Origin of the sequence: Gluconacetobacter azotocaptans (assembly GCF_014174355.1) — a bacterium.
Lineage (GTDB): Bacteria > Pseudomonadota > Alphaproteobacteria > Acetobacterales > Acetobacteraceae > Gluconacetobacter > Gluconacetobacter azotocaptans.
Genome location: NZ_JABEQF010000003.1, coordinates 317,014 through 342,024 on the forward strand (window position 1 = coordinate 317,014; position 25,011 = coordinate 342,024).

The window sequence follows — 25,011 nt, forward strand, 5'->3', positions numbered from 1 at the left end:
CGGCAACCCGCGGGCTGCCGTGGTAAATTCCGTACCCTGTCAGGGGTCTGTCGGAAGGGTTTCGCTCCAACAGACCCGGCGTGGTTCCACGGCGGCGATGATCAGGAACCCGTGCTGCCCGAGTTGGTGCCGGTGCTGGTGGTGGCGCTGGACACATTCGTCACGTCGGACAACGGAATATGCGCGTCGCCCATCTCCACTTCCATGTCGGAGTCACCCTTCGCCACGCCGGTGATGGTGCCGCTGACCGTAAACGGTACATCGGAGGTGGTGCCGGAACTGCTGACCGTCTCGACCGCCACGCTGTAGGCGCCGTTCGAAAGCTGGTTGCCGTTATTGTCCGTTCCGTCCCAGGTCCAGGTATTGGTGCCGTTGCTGGCCGAGGCAACGACGTCCTTGACGATCACGCCGGCCGAGTTGGCCACGGCGATGGCAACCGTTTGCCCCGAGCTTCCTTCGAAGCTGAGCGAGGCCGAACCATTCTGAAGGGGCAATGTCGTCGTGTTGGCGGTTGCCGTCTGCCCGACCAGGCTGGCATCGGACGTCAACTGGCTGCCCTCGTTCAGCGAGATCAGCGAGGCGAGATTCTTGTTTGTCTGGACCTGCTGCTCCACCCCGGCAAACTGCGCAAGTTCCTGCGTAAAGGTGTCGGAACTCATGGGGCTGCTGGGATCCTGATGTTGCAGCTGCGTCGTCAGCAGGGTCAGGAAGGTGGTGTAGTTGTCGGCCAGCGACGTCAGCGCCGCCGTGGAACTGCTTGTTCCGCTCGCGCTGGTGGCGGACGAGTTCGCCGCACTCCTGGCAGAGGCCTCAGCCGCCCGGATCAGTGTGTTCTCATTGGTGATGGCTGACGTGGCCATTTCCTCTTTCCCTTCCTGTGACTGCGACCTTCATCCAGGTCATGCGGTAATGTTGATTCCCGGCCCGCCATATGCCCGGACAAGTCCCCTGGCCCCGTCGCCGCCGTTAGTGTCATTACCCGCCTGGCCGGCGAAGACGCCCCCGGCGCTCCATGCACCACTTCCGGGCGATTGCCTTCCATTCTGCCCGGCCCCGTTGCCGGGAGCTCCCCCGGAGGAGCTCCCGTCATATGCAGCCTGCCCTCCGGCCCCCTGGTCGTTGATATTTCCGCCACTATCGCCGGCGTTCACGACATCGATCTTCAGGTTGTGCGTCTCCATGCCGGTCGCATCCAGCGCGGCGACCAGTTCATGCCTGTTGTTCGCCAGATGGCGGGCGGTTGCTTCGTCCGCACTGTGAAGAACAACGCCGGTCGTGACGCCATCCGTCCCTTCGAGACGAATATGAACAGGGGTCGAATCGGCCGTCAGAACGGTCATGGAAACAGACGTCGGGCCGGCGGAGGGGCGTGACAGGGATGGGGACGAAATGATCTGGCCCTCCGTGTCGACGTCGCCGTTCCTCTGAGCTTCGGCGTGATCCGGATGCGCATCGGCAGCTTTCGCCTCGTGGGCGACGGAGAACGAACCGGGCTGGGACACTCCGATGGAGAGGCCGAGCGTGTTCGGGGCCTCGGCCTCTGCCTTCTGGCCGTTCCCTTCCGGTTCGCCGTCGGATGCATCCGAATTTCCGGCCATCCCATTCTGAAAATCGGTTGCCGCGACAGTTTCCATCCCGCCCGTCGGAGGCGGGGCGACACTGTATCCCGAGGACGCCGCATGGTCTGCAGAGGCGGGGAATGGCGTCAGCCTGTCGTTCTGGCTGGATGCCGCCATGGCGACGCTGCTGACGGTGGTCGCCTGATCCTGCTGGGGGATGACCCCGGCGACGTCCTGCGGCATCTGGGCGGCCACTGGGCCAGTGGCGGGCACGGACGCCGCAGCGCCTCCGGATGGCCCGGTCCCGACGGCGGAAGATGCGCTGGAACCGGAATGGGCCGTGGACGAAGCCAGCGCGGTCGCCGACGGCTGCGCATCTGTTCCTGCCGCCGCCGCAATGAATTGAACGCCATCAGCGCCTGACGTCGTCGATGCGCTGCTCTGCCCTGCAACCACCTGAACGGGCAGGGTCATGGGCCCGGCGGCATTCTGCGGCGTCTGGTCGGAGGGTGCGCCGACGCCGGACGCCGCGGCGCTTCCCGAAGAGACCATGGGACCGGCCGAGGCCGACGCTGCCTGAAGCTGTGGCAGGGCTGCGGAGGAAGCAAGGTCGGTCGCCAACGTCAGGGCATCCGTTCCCGTGCCCGCAATGCCTACGGCTGGCCCCGCGCTGACCTTCGAAGAGATCATGGGACCCGGCGAGGCCGATGCTGCCTGAAATTGGGGCAGGGCTGCGGAGGAAGCCAGGCCGGTCGTCAGCGCCCGTGCATCCGTTCCTGCGCCCGCAATGTCTCCGGCTGGCCCGGCGTTGACCGTAGAAGAGGTCACGGGACCCGACGAGGCCGACGCCGTCCGGAATTGGGGCAGGGCTGCGGACGAAGCCAACCCGGTCGTTACGGCCGCCGCCGGCGCAGCTGCGGGGGGGGCAGGGACCTGGGAAAAATCGGTGCCGGTTATCTCCGCACCGGAATTCGTCGATGCCTTGCTCTGGCTTCCCTGCACGGCCGGGGATGATTGTGAGACGAGAAGAGCGGCGGTGGCAGCCGCGATATCGGCCCAACTGGCGGTTCCGGTCAGGGAGGCGCTTGACGATGTGCCTGCCGGCGCCGTGTCGGACGTCCCGTCGCCAGCATCTGATGAGCCGGCTTTTTCCTTTGGCTGCTGTTCCGGTGGAGGGGCGACCTGCATGGGCGCGGCCATCTGCATCAGGGCGACGGCAGGCCATGCCAGCGTGTTCTGCGCCTGCTGCCTTACCTTCCGCGCATCATCTGCGGCACGCCCCGGCTGCTCGTCGTCTGCATCATGTGCCGGGGACGTGGCGGGGGTAGCAGCCTGCTGAGACGTTGGTGCCGGCACGGTGCCCGGTGGTGCGCTGGCGCTGTGATCCGTTGAGGAAGCCGATGTGATCGCCGAAGCGTCCCGCGTCGCCGCCGTGTGTCCCTGCCCCTCATGGTCGCGCGACGCTGTCAGGTCCTTGACGATCGCACCGAAGGCTCCATTCCCCCTGGCCGCAGGTTTCCGTGCGGTGCCGGACGATGGAGTCACCGTTGCCGTATTCGTCTGCGGCGACACGGAAAGAAGTGGGGACGACAACGGCATTGCCTGTGCCTGATTCTTAATGGTCGCAGGTTTCGCCACCGTAATACCCATCAGACACTCCAAGCTTCTGGCCAGCCCGTCGCCCCGTCAGGCCCCCACGGGTGAGTTCGATGACTCTGCCAGAGCGGCATCGAGTTCGCTGAACGACGGCATGAAAGCGTGCGGGATATCCTTGCGCCCGATTTCCGCACTGACCTGGGGCGGATTGCCCTGAAGATGCGCCACCAGAACAATCCGGATAATGTCCTGATAGCGACCGTCCTGCATTACCACATTACGCATCCGTCCCGCCAGAGGGGCCACGACACCATAGGACAAGAGCACACCCAGGAACGTACCGACAAGGGCGCCGCCGATCATCGCGCCAAGAACTGCGGGGGGTTTGCTGATCGACGCCATCGTCTTGATGACGCCGAGAACGGCAGCCACAATGCCCAGCGCGGGCAATGCATCGGCAATGCTCTGAAGACAGTCCGAGATGTGCAGCTTTTCCGTAAGGTTCTTCTTCAGCTCGCGGGCCATCACCTCGTCCAGCTGATAGGCATCGCCCATATTGAGACTGACCAGCCGCAGGTAGTCGCAGATCATGTTGCGGGTCTCGGTATCTTCACGGACACCGGGTGCCAGGGCGAAGATGCTGCTGTCGTTCGGATTCTCAATATGTTCCTCAAGGGCCATGTTGCCCTTGGCCTGTGCGAGGCGCATGAACCGGAAGAGCGTGACGAGCAGTTCGAAATAGGCCGCCTTGTCATAGCGCGCCCCGGTAAGCGTCAGCCTCAGGTAGCCAGGAGTTTGCTTGAGCGCTTCCTTGGAATTCCCCATCACGAATATTCCGACCGCCGACCCGACGATCGTGAGCAGTTCGAAGGGCATCGACTTCATCAGGGGCGCCAGAGCTCCCCCGGAGCCCACGAACGAGCCGAAGACACAGACCAGCGCAAAGACCAGCCCCCCGATGAAAAGCATTTAGCAGTCTCCACTTCCATCCACTTGAGCCGCGCAGCAGAAGCGCCATCTGCGGCAGTTCACGGTCCTTCCCGCCAGGTCATCCGGCGCCGCGCGCGGGATGGATCCATGCTGGTGCATACCGGTCCATGTCTATTGGGGCGTTGTTTCTTTCGGCGTTCCCGGACCGGCTGCCCCGTCGGACGGGGTGGGCGTGGCGGGCATGACGTCGCCGCTACCTGCCGCCGGGGCGGCAGGGTCGGGATATCGCCTGTGCAGGATAATCACGACCCTGCGGTTCCCTGCGGCCGCCGGATCGGATGGAATGGCGAGATCCCTGTCGGCGCGGCCCGAGACGTCCAGAATGTTGCGGTCCGGATAGCCGGCCTGGACAAGAATTTTCCTGGCCTGATCGGCCCGTAGAGCGGACAGGGTCCAGTTGGACATGCCCGATTTCTGGCCGGCGCGGTAGGGGGCCCCATCGGTATAGCCGATAATGGATATGCGTTCGGGCAGGGGCGCAAGCCATTGCCCGATCTCGGCCAGCATCTTGCTGCCCAGACGGTTCGCGGCGGTCGACCCCGGGTCGAACATCGAAAAATTATTCGCGTCCCGAAGCTCGATCCGGATGTCGTCCCTTTCGACGCGGACGGACATGTTGCCGGTGGCGTCCCGCAGGACAGGACTCTGCTCGACCGCCTTTTGAAGACCGTCGGCCATGTGTTGAATGTTCGCCTGTTCCGCGGCCGTGCCCGTCGTATTATCCGCGCCAATATAGCCCACGCCTTTGGCCGCGCCGGTTTCCGGACCGCCGATCGGAACAATGGCAAGCGGCGACGGCGTGAGGTGCGTGGCGATGCCGCGCGTTATGTCGTCGGCAGACCCGCCCTCAGGCGACGCTCGGGGGAATTCCTGTGCCCCCGGTTGCTGGTTCTGCTCCGTTTCCGACGTCTCGCCGTCCTTGACACGGCTGACCGACGTTCCTCCCGTCAGGGGCGACGGCTGGACGTCGAGCATCGCGTTCGTCGCTTGCAGATGCGCCCCTTGTTCGGCCATCGGATTGAAGAACTGCGCGATGCCCTGGCGCTGCTCGTCCGTCGTCGCGTTGAGCAGCCACATGACAAGAAAGAACGCCATCAGGGCCGTCATGAAGTCGCCATAGGCGATCTTCCACGCTCCGCCGTGGTGACTTTCCGTGCCCGTATCGTCGTCTCGCCGGATGATGACGGGGCGTTTATCGTTCTTCGCCATGTGGTGCTACCGCGGCGTCATGCGCCCCTGTATTGTGCCGTGCCGACCCGGCAGGACGGATTTCCGCGGAATGCGGCACGCCCCGCGTGTGTCAGGCAGATGGACGTGTCCAGCCAGACCTCGCCGCCGATTTCGCGCCAGCGGCGACAGAACGTGAAATCCTCGCTCAGAAATGTTCCGGTCTCGGGATCGATGCTTCCGTCGAACAGGGCGTAATGTTCGCCCCCCGTCTCGCCTGCCGCGTCAATCCGGCGATACGCCGTTTCGGGATAGCTCTTGGCCATCATGGTGATGGCCCGCCGGCTGATCATCATGAACCCCGTTCCCGCGAAATGGGTCTGGATGAGGGGGCCTTTCTCCCATGTCTGGTGCATGGCTTCGGTTTCCCCGACATAGCGCAGGGACGCCGTGTCCTGCGCTTCGCCACGCAGCACGTTCTCCTGGGTCGTCTTGTCCCAGAAACGGTCCTTGATCGGATACATGCCCGCTATGACATCCTTGCCGGCGGCCAGAAGCCGCGCGGGCGCTTCCGCCGGGAAGCCGATATCGGCATCGATGAAAAGGATATGGGAGGCATCCGACAGCGTCAGGAACTTGTGCAGCAGAGTATTTCGGGCCCGACTGATCATCGCGTCGTCGCCGAGCAGCGAAAGAGTCATCGGAACCCGCAACACGCCGGCGCAGGCAACGACGGATTCCATATATTCCTGCGTCACCACACCACCGAAGCAGGGCGTGGCGACGAATATTTTCGCATCCGGCTGCTGTGTCTGTTGCATGCACTTTCCTAATCGCTCATGGCCCGAGGGATAAACCGGGTTGCATCTGGCCTGATCACATTCCGCCCCTGTCAGAAAGCGATAGCGGGCGCATGCCGGTTTCTCAAGGGCGAAACGTGAGCGGGGACCCGCCGGACCGTCTTTAGTGGATCGATATCCGCAGTGACGGCGTCAATAATGACCGTTGCAAGACTATACGGAAGCAATATTGTTTCGCCGTGACAGATCGTCGATCTCGGCTTGCTCCCGGCGGCCGCGTATCTCTTTTTCAATTTCCAGTCGCCTGTCCAGGATCGTCTGCGCCGCCTTCAGGACCGCGTTGGCCTGCACAAGGGTTTCGCGCGCCTGATCGGACGCCTGACGGACGATGCGCAAGGCCTGCTCGGCGCGTTCGACAGCGTTCTCGCCAGCGGGCAGCCACAGGCGGAAATCATCCAGCGACGCATGCCCGCAAGAGACTTCGCGTCGCTCGCTGTCTATCAAGGCGCGGCGCCGCGCCACATTGGCCGCGGCCGCATTCTCCTCGGCCATTGCCTTGGCCAGTGCGGCGCGCGCCTTATCAACCTCCGTTTTCCGCAGGCGGATCAGGGCATGCAACGTTCGTGTCCTGCTATCCGTCACGTTGTCTCACGTAACGAGAGGACGCCACGCAGGGCATCGAAGCTTTCGGCAATCGTGGCTTTCTCGCCGCGCGACTGCTTCAGGACATCTTCAATGGCCGGCGCGACATGGACCGCCTTGTCTACCTTCGGGTCGTTTCCAGCCCGATAGGCCCCAAGGCGGACCATGTCCTGCATCTCCTCCCAGGTGGCCAGATCGGCGCGCGCTTCCTGGACGAGGATGTTCTCCTCGGCGGCATTGCATCCGGGAACGGTGCGCGAAAGGGAGCGAAGAACATTGATGGCGGGGTATCTGCCGGCCTCCGCGATCCGGCGCTCCAGGACGACATGCCCGTCCAGAATACCGCGAACCGCATCGGCGATCGGTTCGTTGTGGTCATCGCCCTCGACAAGGACCGAGAACATGGCCGTGATCTGGCCGGCCGTGCCGTTCGGGCCGACGGGGCCCGGGCCGGCGCGCTCCAGCAGACGGGGCAATTCGGCGAATACGCTCGGCGGGTAGCCCCGGGTGGCAGGCGGCTCGCCGGACGACAGGCCGATCTCGCGCAGGGCCTGGCAGAACCGGGTGACGCTGTCCATGAGCATGAGGACCGACTTGCCCTGGTCCCTGAAATATTCGGCGGCGGCCATCGCGGCATAGGCCGCTTCCCGGCGCATCAGCGGCGACGTGTCGGATGTGGCGACGACGACGACCGATTTGGCCAGCCCGTCGGGGCCAAGATCATCCTCGACGAATTCCCTGACTTCCCGCCCTCGCTCTCCGACCAGGGCAATCACGGCGACATCGCAGTCCGTATTACGGGCGAGCATGCCCATCAGGGTCGATTTTCCGACGCCTGAGCCGGCAAACAGACCCAGCCTCTGTCCCTCGCGGCACGTCGTGAACAGATTGAGCGCCCGTACGCCCAGATCAATGCGCGGGCCAAGACGCGCCCGGAGTGCTGCGTCGGGCGGCGGCGCATGCAGCCTCTGCGGCACGCCGTCAGGCGGCAGTGGCCCTTTCCCATCTATGGGCCTGCCCATGGGGTCGACGACGCGCCCCTGCCAGGACCCGTTGATGCTCAGCGTACCACCGGCCCGACGTCTTCTCTGCGTCTGGTCGAACAGATGGAAAATGGCCCGGCAACCGGACCCGATGCCTTCCAGCGACCCATACGGCATGGCGATTGCCGTGTCGTCGCGGAAGGCGACGATCTCGGCCCCGGTCTCACGCCCGTCCAGGCCGAAGAGGGTCACGCGATCGCCCACGCCGGTGAAATCCCGCAGGCCGCTGAGGGAAACGGACAATCCGGAAAGCCCGGTCACGCGTCCTTCAAGGACGCCAACAGGGACATCGTGACGCGGCTCGGCGACGGCATGCCGGATCGCCGCCAGAATATCCGGCAGGTCGGACGCGGCCCCCATGGACGGAGAGGGCGGAGGGGCGTGCGTGCTTATTGTGGCGGACGACATGCTGGGGTTATGGCGTCAGGTCGGACATGCCGGTACATGGCATCCCGCTCAACCCGTATCTTGGAGCCTGTTTGAAAATGCGCGCTGGCGGCGATCCGACGCGCATTTTCTGCGCTCCGCTTCGGTGCTCGAAAACACATGCCGGGCGCTTCACAGCGTTCCGCTCTCGCTCGCCAGCCCACATTTTCAAACCGGCTCTTAGAACAGCCCGGAGTAGATGCTTCCCGTCGACGTTGAGGAGCTGCTCGTGTCGAACAACGCCAGGATCCCTTCGTCGCTCGTGTCGCCTCCGAACAGATCCATCAGACTGGCCGGCTTGTCCGGCGTCTGGGGATTGATCTGCAGCATGGCGAGATATCGCTCGGCATATTGCTGGATTTCCTGAGGGGTCGACAGCTTCGTGAAATCAACCTTGTTCTGCAGCAGGCGGACCTGCTGGCTATAGTCGAGCGCCCCGAATTGATCGGGATCATAGCCGGAAACCGTCTCGACGACCTTCAGCAGGGTGGGGTCCGACATCACTTGCGACAGTGTCGTGACGCTGCTCATCTTGCGCGTGAAATAGAGCGCGTTGCCGACTCCGTTGTCCTGATTGCTGTCGCTGTTCTCGAACTGGCGCTCCTGGAACATCGTGACGATCGAACTGATGGTGTCCGACGTGAATGGCGTGGTGCTCGCCGTCCCGTTGTTCTGGCCCCACGTGGTGAAGGCGTCGGCAAAGGCCAGCCATGTCGCATTGCCGGATTTCTTCGCAAGCGACGTGGAGGATGTCGGGTCCTGCGTCAGCAGGTCCTTGATCAGGGCGGTCTCTCCGGAAATGGAGCTGAGATTATAGGCGCCGAGCACAACCTGCAGCGCCGAATAGTTTTTCAGAAGACCATCGACGGAGGTGATCGAGGGCGCGGCCTTCTCGAAAGCGGCCGTCTCGTTTCTGGTCGTGGCATCCGTCTTGGCATAGTTCGCGGCCGCGGTCTCTTCATCCTTTTCGGCGCTGATATACGCGGCTACCGGAGAGATACTGCTGATGGCCATCGGTCCAATCCTTCATTCGTGACCGCGACAGACAGGACACGACATTTCCACTGGAAGTCAGTATACGCTTCCCATACCCCCTACCATACAGATATGGCCGGTGGAATAAAGGCCCGCGCATGGCCGCATGCACCGGCCCACGGCGAATGCCGCGCCCGTCAGAACAGATCGATTTCGCCGGAACGCTGCGTCGTGCCCGGCGCGTTGTCGCCGCGCAACACCCGCACGACCTCGCCAAGCTTCACCCCGTCATACAGGCCGGCCACCCGGATTGGGGTTTCAGCCTCGGAGCAGGACATCAGGTTCCTCAGAACCGTCGCGACAGCATCAATCGTCTGCGTCGCCAGGTCCAGCTTCTGCAGATCGCGTGCCCCCTTGTCGCCAAGTGCATGATTCTGCAAGCATTCGTCCACCGCACGCTGCGCATCCAGAAGGTCCCCGCAGGCCTGGTCCAGAAGCGACGCCGCCCGCCCGAGGACCTGCTGCACCGTGATCTCCGGGCTTGGCCTGTCCTGCGCAATGGCGGAATGCATTTCCATCGTGGTCTCCCTCTCCATGCCGTGCGGGTCAGAACAGTTCGATATCGGAGCCACACTCCCTTGCCCATTTGCGCTCGGCTTCCGCCTCGCGCCGGCTGTAGTCGACCTCCTGACGCCCGATGCCCTGTGCGTCGTGCACCAGATTCTGCTGCGCCCGCCCGGTGGTCGGCCAGAAACGGACCCGCCGGGCCTGCGTGCCGCCGAGGCTTTGCGAGACGCAGTTTATGCCTTCGTCCGAAAGATAGTGCTGGATGAAATAGATGTTCTCCTGCCCGATGCGGCCAAGGGTGGGCACGACGGCGGCGCCCCCGAACGCCTTGCACAGCAGACGATTGCGACTTCCGCCCGCCTTGAGAATTCCGTTCACCAGCCTTTCCATCGAATGGACGCCGAACCGCATTGCCATTTCATCGTGGCTTTCGCCGCCGCCAGGCAGCAGAAAATGATTCATGCCGCCGACATGGGCGATGGGGTCGAACATGCAGACCGAGATGCAGGACCCCAGCACGGTACCAAGGACGACCGAAGGGTCGTCCGAGATCGCGACATCGCCCTGCACAACGGTCGTGACTTTGGACGTGTGCGTCACGTTATAGGCCCGAACACCTTTTCCAGAACCTCGCGCAGTTTCGCCACGGTATATGGCTTGGCCAGGAAGTTGTTCACGCCGGCCTTGACGGCGTCCTGAACAAGGTCCCTGCTTGCCTCGCTGGTCAGGATAATGAATGCGACTTTCTGGATCTTCGGGTTGCCTCGGACGGCGCGCAGCAATGCAAGGCCATCCATGACCGGCATGTTGAAGTCCGAAATGACAAGATGCGTCGGGTTCTGATCGAGATACTCGAGCGCCTCCTTGCCGTCCTTCCTCTGCGCGATACTCATGAAACCAAGTTGTGCCAGGCTGTTGGCCAGGACCTGGCGAATGGAAGACTGGTCGTCGACGATGAGTGCCTTGATCTGTGAAGCGGCTGGCATTGTCTTCTCGTTCTCTCTTCCTGCACATTCCGGTCATTGTCGCCGGCGTCAATCGCTGTTTGCGGTTTCCCGCCGATATGTCATATCAATACATTTGACTGGTCATGGCAGCGGCGCTGATCTGGCCAAGAGAAACAATCCGTGCCGCCGCCCCAATCTCGGCGGCAACCCGCGGCATGCCATAGACGACTGCCGACGCCTTGTCCTGCGCGATCGTGCGGGCGCCGGCATGGCGCATGGCCAGAAGCCCTTCCGCCCCGTCCCGCCCCATGCCGGTCAGGATGATGCCGAGCGCATCCTTGCCGGCCTGCCTGGCGACGGAATCGAACAATATATCGACCGATGGACAATGGCCGTTGACCGGCGGGGACTTGACCAGCCGTGTCGCATATCCCCCGTCACGCCGCTCCACCACCGTGTGCCTGTCCCCACCCGGCGCGATCCGGACGGCGCCGGGCGTCAGCACCTCGCCATCCCTTGCCTCGCATATGGACAGGGCCGGGATCTTCCGGTCCAGGCTGCTGGCGAAACTCGCCGTGAAAAGGGCGGGCATGTGCTGGCAGACGATCACGGGCGGGCTCTGTTCCGGAAATCCCGAAAGCACTTCCCCAAGCGCCTCCACCCCGCCTGTCGAGGCCCCGATCGCGACCAGGCCGATCGAGTCCCCCCATGTCTTCGGCCGGTGGAGCACGGGCTCGGCACTCCGGCGCGGGGGCCTGGCGTCCGGATGGGAGTGCGCCGCCTGGATGACCAGCCGTGCCAGCCCGGCGAAGGCATCCCCGCCCACGACCGAGGCCGGTTTGGGGAAACAGTCGAACGCGCCCATCTGCAGCGCCGTTATCGCCGTGTCGGCGCCCCGTGCCGTCAGGCTGGACACCATGACCACCGGAATCGGGCGCAGCCGCATGATCTTCTCGAGAAACTGGAGACCATTCATCCCCGGCATCTCGACATCCAGCGTGATCACATCCGGCTGGTCCTGGATGATCAGGTCCCGGGCCTCGATCGGGTTGGCCGCCTCGCCGCACACGACAATCTCGGGCTGCTGGTCGAAAGACCGCCTGATGAGCGCCCGCATCGTCCGCGAATCATCGACGATAAGAACCTTGACCGGCTTCTCCATGGTTCAGGGTTCCTTCCTGTAGATGGTCGGAGCGACCTGCTCCAGGCCGCACTGATTTTTGGACGCCACCCTCTCGGAGTGACCGACATAGAGGAAACCGCCAGGTTCAAGCCGCTCGGCCAGGCGACACCACAGACGTTCGCGCGTGGCCTCGTCGAAGTAGATGACGACGTTGCGGCAGAAGATGGCGGCGAACGTACCCTTCATCGGCCAGTCGGCATTGAGGTTGAGAACACGGAACGCCGGAAGGCTGCGAATGCCGCCCGTGAAGCGCAGCGCGTCGTCGCCATAGGGTTCCATGAACCGGGATTGCTTCTCGGCCGAAATGGCCTCGGCTTCCGCCCTCGGGTAGATGCCGGCCGCGGCCTGCGAGACAACGTCGGAGTTTATGTCCGTCGCCAGAACGCGCACGTCATGCCCGTGCGCGTCCGGAAAGGCCGACAGGACAGACATGGCGATGCTCCACGGCTCCTGGCCCGTCGAACAGGCGGCCGACCACAGCCTTCCTCGCCCCCCGGCGCGGACCTGCGCGGCGAGACGCGGCACAACGACCTCTTCCAGATGCGTGAAATGGGTCTTTTCCCGGAAAAAGCTCGTCACGTTCGTCGTCAGGGCGCAGATGAGCTTTTCCATCTCGTTCCGGCCGCCAGGCGCCTGCACGAAATCGAGATACCTTTGGAACGAGGCGTGGCCGGCCTCGCGTACCCTGCGGGAAACGCGCGAATACACAAGCGTGCGCTTCGTGTCCGGGAAATATATGCCGGCTTCCTCCTGCGCTATACGTCGCACGCGCTGAAAATCGGCGTCCGTATAGTCAGGCTCACCGGCCGGCCGCATGGTGTTCATTCAGACGCAACACCTTCGACAAGCTGGTTGACGACGGATTCCAGTCGAAGGACGCCGATCATCCGGTTGCCGATCATGACAAGTCCGCTAAGACTGCTGCAGTCGTCGGACACCGACTGGATGTCACTGCCCTGGATGTCGGCCATGTCGATGACACGATCGACCAGAAGCCCGCACATGATGCCCTGTGTCGATTCGACAATCACCACGACGCGGCGCGGGTTATCGAGCTGCGGCGGCACATTGAGATAAATCGCCAGGTCAATCAGCGTCAGGATGATGCCGCGCAGATTGATGGCGCCGCATACATAAGGCGGGGCGAAAGGCAGGACGGTCGTTTTTTCAAATCCCCGAATTTCACGGACGCTGAGGATTGGTATGCAATATTCCTGGTCGCCCACGGCGAACACGATCATCTTCACCGCTTTGGACTCCGCGGCCTTTTCTTCTTCCGTCATGTCCGGCTTCCCACTCAAATGCTGATCGCTCTGATGTTGCTTATTACGCCGCCAGCACTGCGCGGGCGTCTGATAATTTGGTATTGATGCGCCCGACGGCAGAGGCGATCAGCGCGGGGGCGTCCAGGATCAGGGAAACGCTGCCATCGCCCAGAATGGTCGCCGCCGACACGCCGGGTATCCGCCGGTAGTTCTTCTCCATGCTCTTGATGACGACATGCGCCTGATCACGGATTTCGTCCACGACAAGGCCCGCCCGTGCGCCTGATTCGTTCTCGACGATCAGCATGACGGCGCCGTCCCGGGGTTCGTCGGACACCGCAGCCGACAGGCCCAATTCCGATCCCAGCGGCACCAGCGGTATGCAGTCGCCGCGGATCGAAACCATTTTCTTTCCGTCCGGCAGGACATACGTGTCCTGCGGCTTGATGATCATGGTCTCGACCACGGACGAAACCGGAATGACCATCGTGGCGCCGCCGGCAACGATCAGCATGCCGTCGAGAACGGCCAGCGTCAGCGGCAGGCTGAGGCAGAACACGGTTCCGTTGCCCGGCACGCTCTGGATGGTGATCCGGCCGCCCAGGCTGAGGATCGCCTGCTTGACGACATCCATCCCCACCCCACGGCCGGAAAGATTCGATATCGTATCGGCTGTCGAGAAGCCGGGTGCGAAGATGAGATTGTTGATCTCGTCGTCGGTCAGGACCGCGTCCGGCGCGATGATGCCGCGCTTGATGGCCGTCGCAAGGACACGCTCGCGATTGATGCCGCCCCCGTCGTCCTTGATCGTGATCAGGATGTGCCCCGATCGGTGGCTGGCGGAAAGAAGGATATGGCCGATCGCCGGCTTGCCGGCCGCAAGGCGATCCTCCACCTTCTCGATACCGTGGTCGATCGCATTGCGCAGCATGTGGGTCAGCGGGTCGGACAGCTTTTCGACCAGCGTCCGGTCGACTTCCGTATCCTCCCCCTCAAGCGTCAGGACGACGTCCTTCCCGGTCATGGAGCAGGCCTCGCGCACCACGCGCTGCATGCGCTGGAACACGCTGCGTACCGGCTGGGCCCGGACCGCCATGACGGCATCCTGAATGTCGCGTGTCAGGGACTGCATGCTGGCGATGCACTCCCCCAGTTCGCGCGGCATCGAAGCATTGTTCCGGCGACACTGGGATTCAAGCGCCGCCTGGGCGATGACCAGCTCGCCGACGAGATCCATCAGATTGTCGATCCGGGGGAGATCGACACGGATCGTGGCCTGTTCGGTCCGCCGGACATTCGCTCCATTCGCGCCGCTCGCGACAGCCGCGGGCTGAATGGCGTCGGGGCGGGATACGGCAGGGGTGGCCTGCGCCGCCGTGACAGCGGAAGATGTCTCCGCAAGAGCAGGGACAGCCGGTTCCGGCGGCGCGACATCCAGCGGGGTCTCGCCCGACGGCTGCGCATCCGTGGCAGCTATTGCCTCGCCGCCTTCCGACGCCGGGTCGCCTTCGCGGGAAATCGTGAAGTCGCAGACATCGCCGCCCCAGTCGAACACCGATTGGACGGTGTCCTCCAACACTTCTGCGGGAAGAACGGCGCGCCACGACAGATAGGACCGGTCGGGCTCCAGCGCGTCGAAGGGCGGAAGAGCCGACGCGTCACAGGTCACCGTGATCTCGCCGCCCTCGACGGCCACCGCCGCGTCTGTAAGGCCGATCAGGATGTTCCTGGCGTCATCCCCGCGCGCGTACATGGCGTCATGCGGGCAAAACGTGACGATCAGCGGCGCAGGGGCCTGAACGGGGGCGGGGTCGAATCCGAAATCCAGCCCGAAATCCACCGGCACCGGCTCGAAATCCATGGGGACGGGCACGAAATCCATGGGAATCGGAACGAAATCCGAGGGGACGACGTCGTCGGTCTTATGCGCCTCCGCGTTGCCCCCGATGATGGACTCAAGTTCGATCTGGCTCTCGGCGATGCGTCCCGGATCCACCGACGGGCCGCCGTCGCGCGCCTCGACCACCAGGTCGCTGAGTACGTCCATCGCCTTGAGGAAAATCTTGACGACGTCCTGCGTGGGCGCAACACGACCCGATCGCACACCGTCGAGCGAGCTCTCGAACACATGTGCGAAACGCACGAGGTTTTCGAGGCCGAACGACGCCGCGCCGCCCTTGATGGAATGCACGGCACGAAAGACGGCGTTGATGGTTTCCTGCTCGGACTCGCCGTCCGACAGCGCCGACAGCCCGCGCTCGAGTTCCTGAAGCTGCTCGTCGCACTCCTGGAAGAAGACCAGGAGGATGTCGCCCATGTCACCACTCATTCTGAGTGCTCCTCCCGTTCAGGCGGTAACCCGGCGGATCGCCGCAACAAGACTGTCGGTGCTGAACGGCTTCACGATCCACCCCGTGGCGCCCGCCTCGCGCGCGCGGGCCTTCTTCTCGGGGCCGCTCTCCGTCGTCAGGACGATGATCGGGATATGCCGGAACTGATCCATCTTGCGGACAGCCTCGATCAGCCCGAAGCCGTCCATGCGCGGCATGTTGATATCGGTGATGATCGCGTTGGGCGGCGGGTTTGCGGCCTGCAGCACTTCCAGCCCCGCCACCCCATCCTCGCCCTGGATGACGTCGTATCCGCCACCCTCCAAGGCCTTGCGCAGCATGCCCTGCATGGTCCGAGAATCATCAACCGTCAGGACACGTATGGCCTGTTTTCCCACCATATTCATTGCTCCTTGGGAGGCATGGGCAGTTCCGACAGAAACTCGCTGGCCCCGAAGAGGACATAAGCTTCCCTGATCTGCTCTGACGGAGCGACGAAAGGGCATCCGCTTGCGATGAGAATCTGCAGACACAGGCCGCCGATATAGGTGACACCCGATGCATCGAGATGGACCTTACCGGCCCCGGCCTGTTTCCGCCCCTTGGCAATCATCTCCTTGAGAGCGAAGGCGGCGGAGGTATCCAGGCGCTCGGGCAGTGTCAGGCAGACCGCAGGATCGGAAGGGGTGGCATCCACCTTGGAGGATGACGACGTCCCGTGCTCTCTCAGCAGAGAACTGGACGCCATCAAAACTCCTCCCATCCCTGGTCGGGCGATGTTGTCGGAAGCGGGCTGCTCAGCATGGGGGCGGGGGCACGGTTGGCCTTCTCGACCGGCCGCGGGGGCGAGAAGGCCGAAAGGGCCTCGCTGACTGCGGCGCTGTCCCGGCCATTGTTGATCTTGAACCGGCTGAGGGTCTGCGCCAGCGTCTTGGTTTCGGCGGTCAGGTTGTGGCTGGCGGCCGTCGTCTGCTCGACCATGGCGGCATTCTGCTGCGTCACCTGGTCCATGTCGCCGATCGACGCCGTGATCTCGGACAGGCGTTGCGCCTGATCCTGCGCGGAGACCGAAATTTCCTCGACACGGATCGAGATGTTCTGCGTGCTTCCGGCGAATTCGGTCAGGTAGGTGCCGGTCTGCTGCACCAGGTCGACGCCCTTGCCGACCTGATCGGCGGAAACGGAAATCAGGCGCTTGATCTCGCTGGCAGACTTTGCCGACTGCTCGGCAAGAGAGCGAACCTCCTGGGCCACCACCGCGAAGCCGCGCCCCGCGTCACCTGCGCGTGCCGCCTCGACAGCCGCGTTCAGGGCCAGGACATTGGTCTGGAAAGCAATGCCGTCGATGACCGAAATGATCTCGCCAATGGCGTCGGACGATTTCTTGATCCCGTCCATCGCCTGCGTCGTCAGGACCATGACGCCGGTGGCCGACTTGACCTTTTCCAGGGCATCCTTCGTTTCGGTACTGGCGGCCGTGCATGTCTTGGCGGTGCGCTGCACGCCATCGGCGATAGTACGGACGGCCGCGGCCGTCTGGCCCAGGTTCGCGGCCTGCTTCTCGGTCCGCTTCGCAAGATCGTCGGATGCGGTCGAAATCTCGCTGGCGCCGGTGGCGATCAGGTCGGAATTGCTGGCGACGGCGCGCAGCGCCTCGCTCAGGCGCGACGCCGAGTGATTGAACGCATCACGCAGCGGCGCGAACTCTTTATCGAAGATGCTCGCCTTGATCCGGATCCGCAGGTCGCCCTTGGCCATTTCCGCCAGCGCCGAGCCCAGGGCGTCGATGACTTCATGCGTCTGGTTGTCACGTTCACGGCTGTTTGCAAGGGCGTCCCTGATCTCGGCGCTCATCGCCTCCTGGCGCGTCTTGGCCTCGGCCTGCTCCCGCACGCTGCGCGTGAACTCGACCATCACGCGGGCCAGGCGTCCCGTACCGTCCTTGTTGTCGAGGAACGGAACATCGCCCCGGACTTCACCGCGTCCCAGTCGCTCGCCGATATCGACAAGGGTTTCAAGCGGCGTGGTCACCACCAGCGTCAGCAGGCCCCAGATGGCGAACACGACCAGTTCGCCAAACCCGAGGGCAGCCATGTTCATGATGAACATATGCTCGACCGGCTCGCTGATGAAATATCCGACCGCCTCGATAATGATCTGGAGCATAAGATACGCTTCCAGACACAGCATCACGACCCTGATCTTGACGCGGAGCGGGGCGTCCTTGTTCAGCCACTTCAACATGCCGCTGCAACTTCCTTCATATTTTTCGGGACGCCGCGCATGGAGCTACCCGCGCACCAATCCCCTCTTCGGATGGCACGTCCGGCACCGACGGCCGTTTCACGCCCCCTCCCGTCGTCCACGGAAGAGAGGGAACGCCTTGCCGCATCCAGGACAATTCGGATGCTGCGGGGCAGTCCCATCAGGTCATGAACCAGGCAATCATCTCTATGTCCGAACGGGTAGCCATGCGTCAATGCCTGGCCCGTGACCGAATTCCCTTGTTCATCAAGAATACATGTTTTCAGCAATAGACTGCCGACGACACAACGCGGCGATACTGTTCTCGCCGCGCGGGGCCGTTGTCCTTGATCCGGATCATTTGCCGTCGAATGTTCTGCATGACCGCCCCCTTTTCGAGACGGTTTCCCGGCGTCCCGCTTCGCGAACAGGGCTGGCCTGCGTATTCTATCGCGCTTCTGCTGGCTGCGGTCCCGCACTCAGGAAATTGTCGCGACCGTTTTGATGCGGGAACGCGGATAGATCTCGGACTGCGAAAGAACGGAAACCGATGGGCGCACGCGCTCCACGATGGAACGCATGGGGTCGCGTACCGGCGTCGAAACGACGATGACAGGCACCTCTCCGCCCGTGGAGACCGCGTTGAAGGTGTCGCGGAGCTTGCCCACGAATGCGTTCAGCACCGAGGGGGGCATGGCCAGGCGCCGGTCGTCTGCCGGTCCGGTCATATGCGCTATGAACTCCCCCTCCCATTCCGGCGACAGCGTAATCATCGGGATGTATCCGGCCTGGCCGACCAGGGCGTTGCATATCTGCCGGGACAGGCGAATCCGCACATGGCCGGTCAGGGCCTGCACGCCGCGCAGGCCGAGGCTGCACCCTTCCTGAATGCTCTCCAGGATGGTCGGAAGGTCGCGTATCGAGACACGCTCGGCCAGCAGCGATTGCAGGACACGCTGGACCGTGCTGACCGGAACCTGCGACGGAATCAGGTCATTGACAAGCTTCTGCTGTTCACGCGGCAGGTCATCCAGAAGGGACTGGGTGGCGACGTATGTCAGCAGGTCCGGAAGGTTCTGCCTGACCGTCTCGCTGAGATGCGTGACGATGACGCTGGGCGGGTCCACCACGGTGCATTGCATCGCAACGGCCTTGGCCTTGAGCGACGGGTCGATCCATACGGCGGGAAGGCCGAATGCGGGCTCCGTGGCCTTGTCGCCCGGCAGGGCCGGTGCGCCGCCCGAGGGGCTCATGGCCATCAGCTTCGCCGGCTTCACATCGCCCGAGCCGATCTCGATCTCCTTGAGCTTGATGACGTACCTGTCCGACGGAAGATGGATGTTGTCCTGTATCCTCACCGGGGGGGTGACGAACCCCATCTCGGAGGCGATCGTCCTGCGCAGCGCCTTGATCTGCTCGGTAAGCTGCGGATTTTCGCCGCTCGTCAGGGGCAGAAGGCCGAAGCCCAACTCCAGACGCAGCAGATCCAGCTTCAGCATCTCGGAAATGGGCGCCACTGTCGGCTGCGCCGATGTTTCGGTGACGTCTCCGTCCGCGTCCCTGACCGGGGATTTGTGGCGCAGCCACGCGCCGGCGCCGGCCGAGACTGCGATGGCCAGAAACGGGAAGGCGGGAAGACCGGGCATCAGGGCGAAGATGGCCGAAAGTGCTGCGGCCAGGGCCAGCGGCTTGGTATTGCCGCCCAGCTGGCGGACAAGCGCCACGTCCGCCGATCCGTCCGTTCCGCCTTTGGTGACGACGATACCGGAGGCGGTCGAAACCAGAAGAGCGGGGATCTGCGAGACCAGCCCGTCGCCGACCGTCAGCATGGTGAAGGTGTTGACGGCCTCGCTCACGGGCATGCCGTGTCGCAGGACACCGATCAGCAGCCCGCCGACAATGTTGATCGCCGTGATGATGATACCGGCCACGGCGTCGCCGCGCACGAACTTGGCCGCGCCGTCCATCGCGCCGTAAAAGGTGCTTTCGGCTTCCAGTTCCTTGCGTTTTTCACGCGCCGTACGTTCGTTGATCGCCCCTGACGACAGGTCGGCATCGATGGCCATCTGCTTGCCGGGCATGGCGTCGAGGAAGAAGCGTGCCGCCACTTCGGCGATGCGCCCCGACCCCTTCGTGATGACCATGAAGTTCACGACCAGCAGGATGCAGAACACGATCCCGCCGATGACGACGTCGCCGCCCATCAGGAACCCGCCGAAGGCGGCCACCACGTGGCCCGCGGCATAGGCGCCCTCGCTGCCATGGCTGAGGATGAGGCGCGTCGTCGCGATTTCGAGCGACAGGCGCAGCAGGGTCGTCAGCAGCAGCAGGGTGGGAAACGACGTGAAATCAAGCGGGCGCTCAAGGAACAGCGCCACCATGAGCACCAGCACCGACGACGTGAGCGACAGCGCCAGGCCCATGTCCAGGACCAGCGTCGGCAGCGGAAGAATGAGGATGGACAGCAGAAGGACCACGCCAAGCGCAAGGCCGATGTCCGTGCCGGGGATCATGGACCGCCAGGGCACGTCGCGCCATCCGCCATTGCGCAGCGTTTCGGCCGAACGTGTCAGATTGCGCGAGGCGGACGAAATCTTATGTCGCGCCGCGGCGGTTCTGTCAGACAGCGTACCGCCGACCGGTTTCTTGACCGAAGTGCCATCGGCAGTACTCAAGGACTAGATTTCCCTTTTGCGCATCTTTGCAACGAGGTGTTTCCGGCGCAGTCTGTCATGGAAGCCGACCTGCCCGGCCATATGTCACCTGGGCATGGAGGCCATGTTTCCAGAGGGGAGAAAGTAACCGTTATCGTGAGTGTTGAGCAAGGCCGGAAAAGAGCGGTCATGAACCGCGATCGACGCAGAACAGCGTCGCATCGTGAAATGGCAGCCTTGCCAGCAGCCGCTCTATCCACCCAGAATACCATCTGACAAACCCGGCGTGGTCACGGCCCCATGTCCCCGCGCGTGTATGGCTGTCAGCACTTATGACGGAAGTGAATATGCAGGTATTATGCATCGGTGACAGTTCGATCCCAGGCGATGGACGGCCCTGCGCCGGCCTGTCAAAAGCCGCGATCGAGGGAGCCGTGTCGATAACGATGTCGGGCCCCGAAGGGGTTGTGGAAACGTTGCGCCGCGCGCAGTACGACATCGCGGTTGTCCAGCAGATGTCGCCGGATGTGCGGCTATTGCGCCACATCCGCAACAGTCGCCTTTCGACACCCGTCATGATCATCGCCCGGAACATCACCCCCGCGGGTGTTGCCGAGGTTCTGTCGGTCGGCGCCGACGACTGCGTGCCGGCGTCGGTCGATCCCACGGAATTGCTGGCCCGCCTGCGCGCCATCGTCCGGCGGGCCAGCGGACATGACAGCCTGAGCCTGCATATCGGACGGCTGACGGTGCATGTCGACAGGCGGCAGGCCCATATCGACGGGAAGCTGATTCCGCTGACCCGGCGGGAATACGACATTGTCGAACTGCTGGCGCTGCGAAAGAACCAGGTGCTGAGCAAGGAGGCTCTTCTCGACAATCTCTATGCCGGGCAGAGCGAACCGCACGGCAAGGTCATTGACGTCATGATCTGCCAGGTAAGGAAGAAGATGCGCAGTATTGGCATTGACGAGCCGTTCACGACGCTATGGGGAATCGGCTACCGCCTCAACGAGGATGCCTTCGCCCCGGTGGGGGCCAGGATGAACGGTATCGACGGAATTATCGGGCAGGTGTCGAGGGAATCCAGTATTCCGATGACGCCGGGCATCAATATCATGGTCCCTTCCGACGCACTGGACATCGTGTAGCGCCGCGAGATCATTCCGGACGCGGATAGTCAGTCAGGCAGGCGGTATTCAATCCACGCCTGTCCGTATCCGTCAGACGTCGCTGCGCAAGGTCAGCGCCCCTCCCGAGGTGGAATCCACCGCGTAGCGACCGGAAGGGGCGTAGCCGGCACATGATTCCTGAGCGGCATCCACCACAATAAGCCGGATGACGGCGTTCTGTGCGTCGATGGCGTTTTTCAGGAGCTTGCGATTGGTCCGCACCAGAGCGCCGAACAGTTTTGCCGCCTCTGCCATGTCGGGGGGGATCAGGGCCTGCTGCTGCTCGGGCGACAAGGACCCGTCGCCAGGGGGGCTGCCAGCATGAGCGGACAACGCCTCTTCCAGCGCCGTCATCTCCTTCTGCTTCTCCGGCAGCATGGCCGCCACGTCCTTCAGTTTTCCGGCGGTCAGGAAGTCGTTCTCGCGCTCAAGGACGGCGCAGACATCCTGAAAGCAGCGCAGGAGCCGGGCTTTCGATCTGTCGCGCGCGCGCGTCATGACTGCGCTTTCTCCTGCATGGCCAGCATCTGGCGATAAATGCTGTCGGACAGACCGATGCCGCCATTATTGGCGATCTGCTTGCCCATCTCCAGAACCTGAAGCGAACGGAACTGCTGCTCGGCCGCGCCCCCCCCGAACATGCCCTCCGAGGTGTCGGCGGTGTCGAACATCGGCTGAAGAAGCTCGCCGATTGTCATCCCCTCGAACTCGACGGCCGCCTTGCGCGCCTTCTCCACCACGCTGGTGCCCGTATCGGACTGCGCGGACGACAGGTGCTGGCCTACGGATGACAGGGCGCCTGTGATGCTTCCTACACTCATGATTCTGGCTACCTCACCTCAAGATCGGCCTGCAAGGCGCCATCGGCCTTGATGGCCTGCAGGATGCCGATCATGTCTCGTGGTCCCATCCCCAGGGCGTTCATGCCCGCGACCAGGCTGGCCAGGGTCGGGCCCTCACGCAATATCCCAAGACGATGCTCGCTATCCGTGCTTGCATTGATCTGCGTGCGTGGCGCCACGGCGGTCGTTCCGTTGGAGAACGGGCCCGGCTGGACGACCTGCGGCAATTCCGTGATCTGGATCGTCAGGTTCCCCTGGGCGATGGCGACGGTGGTCATGCGCACGTTGTCGCCCATGACGATCGTGCCGCTGGCCTCGTCGACAATCACCTTGGCCATCGTGTCCGGCTCGATCATGAGGTCACCGATACGATAGAGTGTCTGTGCGATATCCCGACCCGAGAGATCGACGAAGATAGTACGAGGATCGTCGACCCGCGCCATGCCGCCGCCGATATGCCGGTTGATGGCATTGGCGATGCGTGTCGCCGTCGTGAAATTGGGGTTGAACAGGGAAAGGTGGATGATCCCACCCGCTCCGAGCACCACAGGGACTTCGCGCTCGACCACCCCGCCGTTTGCGATATGGCCGCTGGTCGGAATATTCCGCGTAACGCTGGCGGCCGCGCCGGTGGCGGTGAAAGCGTTCGTCACCAGGGACCCCTGGGCAACGGCATAGACCTCGCCATCGGCGGCCTGGAGAGGGGTCACAAGCAGGGTTCCGCCCGTCAGGTCGCGTGCGTCGCCAACGGCGGACACCGTGACATCGATGCGCCCGCCACCGTGCGAGAACGGGGGAAGGGTGGCGGTGACCATCACCGCGGCCACGTCGTGCGTCTGAAGCTGTATCTCACGATCGCGGATGTTCACGCCAAGGCGGTTCAGCATGCCGATCAGCGTCTCGCGGGTGAAGATCGTGTTGGTCAGGCGGTCGCCGGTACCGCGCAGACCGACAACGAGGCCATATCCGACAAGCTGGTTTTCACGTACGCCTTCGTAATCGACGATATCCTTGATTCGGACCGAAGCGCCATGGGCTGCCGTCATCGGGAAGAGTCCGGCGCAGACCAGGACCGCCGCGATCAATGAGGGGACCCACCGCGACAGACCTGCCCTCTTTCCTTCCCGGCGGTGCGGCGAAGTGCACCCCTTGTCACGGCTACAGGCAGGCATGGTCGTCACATTCAATGGTCGCCTCAAGGCGATTCCTCATAGAACCGGTCACCTTTGCATTCCAGCCAATGGCTTCCGGAGAACATACCACAGCGTCACCGCAGAATACGCCCGCCGGGCATGACATTCAATGCCTCATGACTGTAACGCCGGCCTTCGGAAGCTCGTGCCCGCGGCACAAAGATGGCGTCCAGGCAGCGGTCACGCCGTCCTATGCCCGGTCATGAATGCGGGAAATCGCGAGGGTGACGGACTTTGCGCAAGAAGCCGAACAGACTATACGTCCTTGTTCATTTCGTTTCGTTCTCTATAAGCGGTGCGGCGCGGCCGGTACGGACATCGGGTCCGTCCTGGTCATGATCCGCCGCGATGGCCATTCGCCGGGTGGGCTTCGCGGGCTGCGGCCTATGGCCGGGAAGGACAGTTTCGGGATAATGACCTGATCATGCATGATCTCAACGGCTGTCCCGGCCAGGCCCCTGTCGCCGGCATGATAATCGGGTCGTCGGGTCTCGCCGGGGGCCTCGGGCCATCATCGGCCGACTGACCCGTCATGCCTGTCTTCCCCATCCGCCGTCCGCTCTGCCTGGCGCTTGTTGCCGCCATTCTGTTCCCTCATGTGCCCGCGGCTGCGGGCCGGACGCCGGAGGCCGCGCTGTGTCTGGCAGCGACGGCGCAGGCTGAACGGGCGCTGCGCATCCCCGACGGGTTCCTCGCCGCCATGAGCCGGGTGGAAAGTGGGAAGCTGGAGCCGGACGGCGTCATTTCGGCGTGGCCATGGACCGTCAATGCGGCCGGTGCCGGATATCACTACGCGACCCGTGAGGAAGCCATGGCTGCCGTCCGGATGTTTCGCCAGGAGGGGATCACGTCGATCGACGTCGGCTGCATGCAGGTCAACCTGCAACAGCACCCGGATGCCTTTCCGTCACTCGAGCAGGCTTTCGATCCTGTCCGCAATGCGCTTTACGCTGGGACCTTCCTGCTCCAGATGCACGACAAGACAGGAAGCTGGCCACGGGCGGCGGCGGCCTATCATTCACAGACGCCCGGCCTGGGCCCGTCCTATCAGTGGAAGGTGCTGGAAGAATGGGCCGTTCCGCAGGATGGACGAGGTGCGCGGCCGTTCCCGCGCAAGGGCGGGCAGACGGCGCCCTCCGCCGTGGCGCAAATCTTCCCGCATCCGGTCGCCCCCCTCACGGCACGGCATACGCCCGTCATGGTAGCGGCCGCGCCGGGGGAAGACGGAAAACCGGCCGCAGGGCCGGCACGGGTGTTTCATCCCTATGAAGGCGACAGGCATTTTGCCGAAGCCCCCACGCACAAGGCCGTAACGAGCGGCGTGCGGGGGCGAACGCTGGCATCCTACCGCTCGGCGCCCGTGGCGCTGGCCGGATCGCAGCGGCCGATGTACTGACGGGAAGCCCCCGGCATCCT

The 25,011-nt window shown here is 63.6% G+C and carries 24 protein-coding genes; 2 read left to right on the forward strand and 22 right to left on the reverse strand.

The genetic code is table 11. The features are described from left to right. Positions 1-101: 101 nt before the first annotated feature. From HLH34_RS05475 to flhA, 19 genes are all read right to left on the reverse strand, one after another. Positions 102-860, reverse strand: a complete 759-nt coding sequence (locus tag HLH34_RS05475) for a flagellar hook assembly protein FlgD (RefSeq protein ID WP_183118571.1) — start codon at positions 858-860, stop codon at positions 102-104. A gap of 39 nt (positions 861-899) precedes the next feature. Then, the gene (locus tag HLH34_RS05480; RefSeq protein ID WP_183118572.1) at positions 900-3,209 is read right to left on the reverse strand and encodes a hypothetical protein; all 2,310 of its coding nucleotides are present in this window, start codon (positions 3,207-3,209) and stop codon (positions 900-902) included. Between the two features lie 36 nt (positions 3,210-3,245). Beyond that, on the reverse strand, positions 3,246-4,124 hold the full coding sequence (gene motA / locus HLH34_RS05485; protein WP_183118573.1) for a flagellar motor stator protein MotA: 879 nt from the start codon (positions 4,122-4,124) through the stop codon (positions 3,246-3,248). 132 nt (positions 4,125-4,256) lie between these two features. After that, positions 4,257-5,354, reverse strand: coding sequence for a flagellar motor protein MotB (locus HLH34_RS05490; protein ID WP_183118574.1), 1,098 nt, complete (start codon positions 5,352-5,354; stop codon positions 4,257-4,259). A gap of 17 nt (positions 5,355-5,371) precedes the next feature. Continuing rightward, complete coding sequence (locus HLH34_RS05495) at positions 5,372-6,133, reverse strand: hypothetical protein (protein WP_183118575.1); 762 nt, start codon at positions 6,131-6,133, stop codon at positions 5,372-5,374. A gap of 192 nt (positions 6,134-6,325) precedes the next feature. Further along, a complete protein-coding gene (locus tag HLH34_RS05500; protein ID WP_244959665.1) occupies positions 6,326-6,730 on the reverse strand; it encodes a flagellar FliJ family protein in 405 nt (134 codons plus the stop codon). A gap of 20 nt (positions 6,731-6,750) precedes the next feature. Beyond that, positions 6,751-8,157, reverse strand: coding sequence for a flagellar protein export ATPase FliI (fliI, locus tag HLH34_RS05505; RefSeq protein ID WP_183118681.1), 1,407 nt, complete (start codon positions 8,155-8,157; stop codon positions 6,751-6,753). 246 nt (positions 8,158-8,403) lie between these two features. Further along, entirely contained in the window at positions 8,404-9,237 is an 834-nt protein-coding gene (locus tag HLH34_RS05510; protein ID WP_183118577.1) for a DUF1217 domain-containing protein, read from the reverse strand. A gap of 158 nt (positions 9,238-9,395) precedes the next feature. Further along, complete coding sequence (locus HLH34_RS05515) at positions 9,396-9,776, reverse strand: hypothetical protein (RefSeq protein ID WP_183118578.1); 381 nt, start codon at positions 9,774-9,776, stop codon at positions 9,396-9,398. Between the two features lie 28 nt (positions 9,777-9,804). Then, positions 9,805-10,365 (reverse strand): chemotaxis protein CheD, encoded by a 561-nt coding sequence (locus HLH34_RS05520; protein WP_264784491.1) that lies wholly within the window; start codon positions 10,363-10,365, stop codon positions 9,805-9,807. Beyond that, positions 10,362-10,751 (reverse strand): response regulator, encoded by a 390-nt coding sequence (locus tag HLH34_RS05525; RefSeq protein ID WP_183118579.1) that lies wholly within the window; start codon positions 10,749-10,751, stop codon positions 10,362-10,364. Before HLH34_RS05525 ends, HLH34_RS05520 begins: the two co-directional genes overlap by 4 nt. Before the next feature lie 85 nt (positions 10,752-10,836). Beyond that, positions 10,837-11,874: a protein-glutamate methylesterase/protein-glutamine glutaminase gene (locus HLH34_RS05530; RefSeq protein ID WP_183118580.1), complete on the reverse strand. Its 1,038-nt coding sequence runs from the start codon at positions 11,872-11,874 to the stop codon at positions 10,837-10,839. A 3-nt stretch (positions 11,875-11,877) separates the two neighbouring features. Continuing rightward, positions 11,878-12,720 (reverse strand): CheR family methyltransferase, encoded by an 843-nt coding sequence (locus tag HLH34_RS05535; RefSeq protein ID WP_183118581.1) that lies wholly within the window; start codon positions 12,718-12,720, stop codon positions 11,878-11,880. Beyond that, positions 12,717-13,178 (reverse strand): chemotaxis protein CheW, encoded by a 462-nt coding sequence (locus HLH34_RS05540; RefSeq protein WP_183118582.1) that lies wholly within the window; start codon positions 13,176-13,178, stop codon positions 12,717-12,719. Before HLH34_RS05540 ends, HLH34_RS05535 begins: the two co-directional genes overlap by 4 nt. 43 nt (positions 13,179-13,221) lie before the next feature. After that, the gene (locus tag HLH34_RS05545; protein WP_244959667.1) at positions 13,222-15,477 is read right to left on the reverse strand and encodes a chemotaxis protein CheA; all 2,256 of its coding nucleotides are present in this window, start codon (positions 15,475-15,477) and stop codon (positions 13,222-13,224) included. A gap of 30 nt (positions 15,478-15,507) precedes the next feature. Continuing rightward, positions 15,508-15,891 carry a response regulator gene (locus tag HLH34_RS05550; RefSeq protein WP_183118584.1) on the reverse strand — a complete coding sequence of 128 codons (384 nt, stop codon included), beginning with the start codon at positions 15,889-15,891 and terminating at the stop codon, positions 15,508-15,510. Positions 15,892-15,893: 2 nt separating this feature from the next. After that, on the reverse strand, positions 15,894-16,238 hold the full coding sequence (locus tag HLH34_RS05555; RefSeq protein WP_240161477.1) for an STAS domain-containing protein: 345 nt from the start codon (positions 16,236-16,238) through the stop codon (positions 15,894-15,896). Beyond that, a complete protein-coding gene (locus tag HLH34_RS05560; RefSeq protein WP_183118586.1) occupies positions 16,238-17,734 on the reverse strand; it encodes a methyl-accepting chemotaxis protein in 1,497 nt (498 codons plus the stop codon). Before HLH34_RS05560 ends, HLH34_RS05555 begins: the two co-directional genes overlap by 1 nt. Before the next feature lie 479 nt (positions 17,735-18,213). Beyond that, positions 18,214-20,247, reverse strand: a complete 2,034-nt coding sequence (gene flhA, locus HLH34_RS05565; RefSeq protein WP_183118683.1) for a flagellar biosynthesis protein FlhA — start codon at positions 20,245-20,247, stop codon at positions 18,214-18,216. A gap of 587 nt (positions 20,248-20,834) precedes the next feature. Between flhA and HLH34_RS05570 the strand changes: the two genes are divergently transcribed. Then, a complete protein-coding gene (locus HLH34_RS05570) occupies positions 20,835-21,539 on the forward strand; it encodes a response regulator transcription factor (RefSeq protein WP_240161476.1) in 705 nt (234 codons plus the stop codon). A 72-nt stretch (positions 21,540-21,611) separates the two neighbouring features. Here the strand turns inward: HLH34_RS05570 and HLH34_RS05575 are convergent, their stop codons facing one another. From HLH34_RS05575 to HLH34_RS05585, 3 genes are read right to left on the reverse strand one after another with little or no spacing between them, the layout of a single operon-like run. Continuing rightward, positions 21,612-22,058 (reverse strand): hypothetical protein, encoded by a 447-nt coding sequence (locus HLH34_RS05575; RefSeq protein WP_183118588.1) that lies wholly within the window; start codon positions 22,056-22,058, stop codon positions 21,612-21,614. Further along, on the reverse strand, positions 22,055-22,381 hold the full coding sequence (locus HLH34_RS05580) for a rod-binding protein (RefSeq protein ID WP_183118589.1): 327 nt from the start codon (positions 22,379-22,381) through the stop codon (positions 22,055-22,057). Before HLH34_RS05580 ends, HLH34_RS05575 begins: the two co-directional genes overlap by 4 nt. An 8-nt stretch (positions 22,382-22,389) precedes the next feature. After that, the gene (locus tag HLH34_RS05585) at positions 22,390-23,448 is read right to left on the reverse strand and encodes a flagellar basal body P-ring protein FlgI (protein WP_240161475.1); all 1,059 of its coding nucleotides are present in this window, start codon (positions 23,446-23,448) and stop codon (positions 22,390-22,392) included. Positions 23,449-24,127: 679 nt separating this feature from the next. Here HLH34_RS05585 and HLH34_RS05590 point away from each other — a divergent pair. Continuing rightward, positions 24,128-24,991, forward strand: a complete 864-nt coding sequence (locus tag HLH34_RS05590; RefSeq protein WP_183118591.1) for a transglycosylase SLT domain-containing protein — start codon at positions 24,128-24,130, stop codon at positions 24,989-24,991. Positions 24,992-25,011: the final 20 nt, after the last annotated feature.